This window comes from Bartonella sp. AA2SXKL, from assembly GCF_042197205.1.
GTDB lineage: Bacteria > Pseudomonadota > Alphaproteobacteria > Rhizobiales > Rhizobiaceae > Bartonella.
The window spans coordinates 1-977 of record NZ_JBHIRN010000072.1; the positions used below are offsets into that span (position 1 = coordinate 1).

Below are 977 nucleotides of genomic sequence, written 5' to 3' on the forward strand. Positions count from 1 at the left end.
GGATCAAATTTGCAATTACTTGCTGATAAAGTCCTACAGACAATGCCATTGAAGTAATAAAGCTGATCCGCAAGCAACGGCTTAGGAATTCAGAGGCAGGCATATCTATTGCACCGCGAATAACGAGCCATCCATATACAATGAAAGCGATGGTGAGACCGATTGATACGAAGGGTGTAATTATAGCAATTGCTTCTGAGGAAATGTCTGTGACATATGTTTTTATTGTATGATCAATTTGATTGAACAGTTGCGTGAACATTGTGAAGGCCATAAACATTCCTCTTTAACCGATTTTTAGTTTTCTATCACCTTGGAATATAAAAATATATGTTGTGTGTTTCACTTGCATTTACACAATTTGTTACAAATGCTTTTTATTAGAGTTAGTTAGAGTAAATAGAATGTTTGTGCGTTCCTAAAGATTGTTGGAACTGCACTGGATATTGTGCACAACTCTTATTTTTACGAACAAAGGAGATTGATGAGAGATGATTTTGTCATAAAAACTCTACCGTATAGACCGTATAGGTGGCATTGCTGTATTGCTACTATTAAGAATTTTCATATTACGTTGTTGTTTTTGATGGTTTATAAGCTCGCGTTCTGTATTACGCAAATGTGCGACCATTTGTAGCTTTGTCGCTTCATTTTGAATCACGGCTAGCATACCCTTCATACGCACCTGTAATTCGGCAATACCTTTCAAGTCTTGAATTTTGTCTATATCAGTTAATATTTTTGCAATTTGTTCAAAACGATTTTCTGTTTCTGTAAAAGTTTGTAAAGCTACAACTTTATCTATGACTGTTGCATATTGACTGCGTGTATCAATAAATGCTCGTGCGTCATTTGTATTTTTGAAAGTATTGCGACTTTCATATTCATCTTGCATAATTTGCTTTAAGATTCTCTGAGCTTTTTCATTTTGTTTATCTTGATCGTATATGTACTGTGGATTTAGAGGTTACAAACTT

At 34.6% G+C, this 977-nt stretch carries 2 protein-coding genes; both read right to left on the minus strand.

Annotated features, from left to right (window positions below; translation table 11 throughout):
• A partial coding sequence (locus ACFINS_RS09805) for a type IV secretion system protein (RefSeq protein ID WP_375706155.1) occupies window positions 1-274 on the minus strand: 274 nt, incomplete at its 3' end.
• A gap of 237 nt (window positions 275-511) precedes the next feature.
• Window positions 512-949 carry a type IV secretion system protein gene (locus ACFINS_RS09810; RefSeq protein ID WP_375706156.1) on the minus strand — a complete coding sequence of 146 codons (438 nt, stop codon included), beginning with the start codon at window positions 947-949 and terminating at the stop codon, window positions 512-514.
• Between the last annotated feature and the right edge of the window lie 28 nt (window positions 950-977).